General features: G+C 68.1%; 5 protein-coding genes. 2 read left to right on the top strand and 3 right to left on the bottom strand.

Going from position 1 to position 4,468, the window contains the following annotated elements; genetic code table 11:
• Together QZ271_RS13990 and QZ271_RS13985 are read right to left on the bottom strand one after the other, a co-directional pair.
• Window positions 1–749 (bottom strand): TolC family protein (locus QZ271_RS13990; RefSeq protein WP_291432500.1); only part of this gene is annotated, 749 nt, incomplete at its 3' end.
• Between the two features lie 623 nt (window positions 750–1,372).
• A complete protein-coding gene (locus tag QZ271_RS13985; RefSeq protein ID WP_291432498.1) occupies window positions 1,373–1,966 on the bottom strand; it encodes a TetR/AcrR family transcriptional regulator in 594 nt (197 codons plus the stop codon).
• 368 nt (window positions 1,967–2,334) lie between these two features.
• On the opposite strand from QZ271_RS13985, the gene QZ271_RS13980 reads away from it, so the two are divergent.
• Window positions 2,335–2,646, top strand: coding sequence for a recombinase family protein (locus QZ271_RS13980; protein ID WP_291432496.1), 312 nt, complete (start codon window positions 2,335–2,337; stop codon window positions 2,644–2,646).
• Window positions 2,647–2,701: 55 nt separating this feature from the next.
• Window positions 2,702–2,989: a PAAR domain-containing protein gene (locus QZ271_RS13975; RefSeq protein WP_291432494.1), complete on the top strand. Its 288-nt coding sequence runs from the start codon at window positions 2,702–2,704 to the stop codon at window positions 2,987–2,989.
• A 283-nt stretch (window positions 2,990–3,272) separates the two neighbouring features.
• On the opposite strand, the gene QZ271_RS13970 is transcribed toward QZ271_RS13975, so the two are convergent.
• A complete protein-coding gene (locus tag QZ271_RS13970; protein WP_291432492.1) occupies window positions 3,273–4,115 on the bottom strand; it encodes a DNA repair protein in 843 nt (280 codons plus the stop codon).
• Window positions 4,116–4,468: the final 353 nt, after the last annotated feature.

Raw genomic sequence — 4,468 nt, 5'->3', positions numbered from 1 at the left:
CGGGCGGGCAGCGCGGCGGGTGCGCCCAGCAGGCGGTTCAGGCTGCGCAGCGCCTGCGCCAGCGCGCGTTCGGCACGGGACTGGGCGGCCTGCGCGGTCTCGAACGCCGACTGCTGCGCCAGCAGTCCCTCCGCCGACAGCACGCCGTCAGCACGCTGCGCCTGCGCGGCGCTCAGTTGCGCCCGGGCCACGTCCAGTTGCGCGCCCGCCAGTTCCAGGCCCGCCGACGCGGCGCGTACACCCTCGTAAGCCTGAAGCGCCTGCACGGTCAGGCGCGCGCGGGCGCCGCGCAGTTCCACCGCCGCCCCGGCCAGCGCCCGCTCGGCGCTGCGGGCCCCCTCGAGCGCCGGAGCCCAGGGAAGCACGTTCAGCCGGGCGTTCAGGGTCAGGGTCGTGGCGCCCGCGACCGATCCGCTGTCCCAGGGAACGCGGCTCAGGGTGCCGTCCGCGCCGGCCGTGACGCTCAGTCCCGCGCGGGTCCGGGCGCTGTCCAGCGTCAGTTGCGCCGCGCGGTAACTCAGGTCCGCTGCGCGCCACTCGGGCGAGCCCCGCAGCGCCGCCAGGAGGGGCGTCAGGTCGGCCGCCGTGGACGGTGGCAGGGAAGCCGGGGCCGTGATGGAAGGAGGGGGCGTGGGCACCGTGGTGGGCGGCGCCGTCTGCTGCGCCCCCGCAAGGCCCAGCAGCATACTCAGGGTCAGCAGGGTCACGCGCGCGGGGCGCGGCAGCAGGAAAGTGGGGACATCAGTCATACAGGAAACCTCGGGAGACAGGAACGCCGGAGCGCGCAGCACTGTTCTTGCGGACCGGGAAGCGGGGGTGCGGGACGCAGGCTGAGCCGTGTGATCGGGGCCACGTGTGAGGAATGGCGGCTCTGGCCCGGTGGGAGGCCGCGCAGCGGGGGATAACACAGGAACAAACATGGATCCTTGCAGGGGCGAGGCAGTCACACAGGCCGGGGGCGCAGAGGCAGGGGCGGGGTGGGACACTGCGCGACTGCGGGTGCGCCGCCGAAGATTAAAGAGTGACCACTTACTCATGAATGACACGGACTCCGATTGAATGGGCTGCAAGGACCATTCAATCAGAGCGAAGCGAGTGGGAGTAGGGCAGGTTCCGGACATGGAGCTGGCCATCCGGTGATGTTCCGGATTGTCGGCGAAACAAACGGAAGTCCGTATGACACGGCAGGCGACCGGGGCGCGTGACCACCCATCCGGGCCATACGGGCTGCCGAATGGTCCAAGCCCGCAAGCCGCTTCTCTCCTGCTCGCTGGGCGGCGCATTGATCTGGGTCTGCCCAGGTTAAATCTTTTGCTCCCCTCTCTACCCGAGGCCGTTTGAGGGGATGACCCCCGCCCGCCCGGTCGGACCGTCACGGCGACATTCCCGGCCACATCACGTCCAGCAGGCCGCGCACGAAACGCCCCCGCTCGATCGACTCGTGGCCCATGGGCGGCAGCATCTGTTCCCGGTGGATGTAATGCGTCAGCGCGCCCATCATTGCCAGCGCCGTCACCGAGGCGTCCAGCGGACGCACCCGGCCCCGCTGCGCTTCCGCCTGCAAGTAGCGTTCAAGCGCGTCGGCGTCCGAACGGATCGGGTCGTCCAGGCGTTGCAGCAGCGGATTGTGCCCCGGATCGTGCCCGCGCGAGAACATCACCATCAACTTGGGCATCAGCACCTCGGCTTCTTCGAGCACGCTGATTACCGCGCGTTCCAGGTTGCCGCGCACCTCGCCCTGCCCCACCTGCGCCAGCAGTTGCGGCCGCCAGCGCCCGTAGTTGCTCAGGCCGATCGCCGCCATGAACAGGTCCTCCTTGGTCGGGAACCGATTGAACAAGGTGCCCTCGGACACCCCGGCGCGGCGGGCAACGGCGGCGGTCGTGGCCGAGAACCCCTGTTCCAGAAAGACCTCGTGCGCGGCCGCCACTATCTGTTCATCGGTAATAGAGCGGGGACGGGCCATACCTGAGTGTCTACCTCATTAACCCGGCGGTGTGGTGTGTGTCCTCTCACAAGTTCCGGCGATCCAGCTCAGAGGACTTCCGCTCCACTGCGCCACAGTCGGAAAAGCGCCGCCTGTGGCTTCATACCGCGAAACCCGTCTGCTGTTCCCACTCGCGTCCGCTCGAATTGATTCAGAACTGCCCGAATCAATCGGAATCCAGCTCAGACGACCTGCTGTCTGTTTCGTTGAGAACCTGCCAACACACCGGGCGGCCCGTTCGTCCCCTTGCACCCGTTCCAGGCACCGTTGAGCACGGTCTGGCCCCGCAGGGCGTACACTCATAGACCTGGTCCCGCACCCACTTTCCCGACACGAGGTTCACAGTCATGCTGATCGGCTACGCACGTTCCGTCCAGGCTCAGAAACAACCTATCACCCAGATCAAAGAACTGCTGACTGCCGGCTGTCAGTCTATTTTCATCGATAACAACAGCGGCGATCACCTCGAACGCCCGGTCCTGCACCGCGCCATCGAGAGCCTGCGTCCCGGCGACACCCTGATCATGCAAAACCCCGACCGTCTGAGCCGCAACGCCACGCAGACCACCATCCTGCTCGGCCGCGTCGCCCAGCAGGGAGCCGACGCCCGCTTCCTGCACGACAAGCCGCGCGCGCTGCTCGGTACGTCCGCTCCCTGACACCCCCGGCATCTGCGGGCACGCCCCCCCCCCAGCCAGGGCGTACCATGAAGCCATGCCCTTGGCTGCGCGCGTCGGAGACAACCACACCTGCCCCCTCCGCCAGGGGTGGACCCCACACGTCGGCGGCCCCATCAGCGGCGGCAGCATGAACGTCCTGATCGGCGGACAGCCCGCCGCCCGCGCCGGAGACCCCTGCGTGTGCGTCGGCCCGCCCGACTCGGTCGCGCAGGGCAGCGCCACCGTTCGCATCAACGGCCGCCCCGCCGCACGCCTGGGCGACCACACCGCGCACGGTGGCGTGATCACCGCCGGAGCGCCTACCGTTAACATCGGCGGCTGATCCGGTCAGCGCCGATGCCCTGCCCATCACGGCTGCGTTTCGCTTCACGTTGTTAAAACAGACCGCAGTGCGTATCACGCGGACTGCGGTCCATGGAGCCACGGTTGGAAAGGCTGCCGCCTGTGGCTTCTTACCGCCCGCTCCATCTCGTGGGGATTCCGCTCCATTCCGCCACAGGCGGAAAGACACCGCCTGCGGCTCCATAGCGCGAAACCCGCCTGTTGTTCCCTCTCGCGTCCGCTCGGGTTGATTCGGTGCAATTCCGAATCAACCGCAATCCGTCTCAGCTGTTCTTCAGTCCGTGACGAAGCACTTCGGCCAGCTGGCGGGTGGTGTGTGACTGCAGTTCGTCGAGTTCGGCGCTGGCGGCGCGCAGCAGGGCGCGGTGCGTCTCGGCGTTGCGGGCTTCGGGTCCGGTGACGCTGTGCACGGCGGCCTGCACGGTGAAGTGCGCGTCGGGGAGCAGGCTGAGGTTGCTGCGGGCTCCGGCGTGGCGCGCGCCGAGCAGCGCGCCGAGCATACCGACTTCCTCGCTGCGGCGCATCAGGTCACGCTGGAACACGCGGTCCTTGATGCTGGTGATCACGTCCCACGCGGCGTCCGACAGGGCGGCCTCGGCGCTGGCGGGCCGGGCGACTTCCGCGAACAGCGTCTCGCCGCTGCGCCAGGTTCGCCAGTACTGCTCGGCGCGGCCGGCCGTCCAGTGCGTTTCGAAGTCGCGGGCGTCCTCGATCAGGACTTTCAGGCGGGCGCCCGGTGCGTCGCCGGGCAGGCGGTGGCCTTCGCCCAGCGCGCCCCACAGGCTCAGGCCACGCTCGTCCGTGGCGCGCATGTCCTCGTATGCGCGGGCCAGGGTTTCCACGCCGCCGCTCAGGTGGGCGGTCACGCGGCCGTCCGTGAGGAACACGATGTCGTCACCGTCGCTGCGGGCGGTGTGGGTCAGGTGGTGCAGGCCCAGGCCCCAGCGGCGGTGCGCGGCCGTGAGCGCGTCGGTCAGGGCGCTGTCCAGGGTCAGTGCGTCAGCGCCACTGTCAGCGAGAGACTGAATCTGACTGTCAACGGCGGCGGTTGCCATCAGCGCGTCGAAGGAGGCGTACGGGGACGCGGGGGGGGTGGGGGCGGTCATATCGCTTTTAGTTTTTGCTCGTGCCATAGTCCCTCCATTATGCCCTGAACAGAGCGGCGGATGTGTTCGGAGCCTACTTTAGCGCAGGCCTGGATTGCGCCCAGCGCCGTTCGTTCGCAGGGCACCTCTGCTCTGTGAGGGTTGCTCTGAGTCTGTCTCAATGACCACGAGTGTCCAGCCGCATGGCGTCGCCGGGTTGCCGCCTCATGCGGACCGTTCTCCATTGCGCCACAGTTAGAAAGGCCGCCGCCTGTGGCTTTTTAACACAGGCGTCTGTGGTCTGCTCCCCAGAATCTGGACAGTGTTGAATAGAGACCTCGACTCACTCCCAGCCTCCCCGCTGGAAAGAGAGG

Origin of the sequence: Deinococcus sp. (genome assembly GCF_018260555.1) — a bacterium.
In the GTDB taxonomy this organism is placed as follows: Bacteria; Deinococcota; Deinococci; order Deinococcales; family Deinococcaceae; genus Deinococcus.
Note: the sequence above shows the minus strand (reverse complement) of the source record. Positions and strands in the feature narration are given on the sequence as shown.

Excerpts from the sequence above, each read along its gene's own strand:
- QZ271_RS13985 (WP_291432498.1), bottom strand. The coding sequence starts at position 1,966 with ATGGCCCGTCCCCGCTCTATTACCGATGAACAGATAGTGGCGGCCGCG.
- QZ271_RS13980 (WP_291432496.1), top strand. The coding sequence starts at position 2,335 with ATGCTGATCGGCTACGCACGTTCCGTCCAGGCTCAGAAACAACCTATC.
- QZ271_RS13975 (WP_291432494.1), top strand. The coding sequence starts at position 2,702 with ATGCCCTTGGCTGCGCGCGTCGGAGACAACCACACCTGCCCCCTCCGC.
- QZ271_RS13970 (WP_291432492.1), bottom strand. The coding sequence starts at position 4,115 with ATGACCGCCCCCACCCCCCCCGCGTCCCCGTACGCCTCCTTCGACGCG.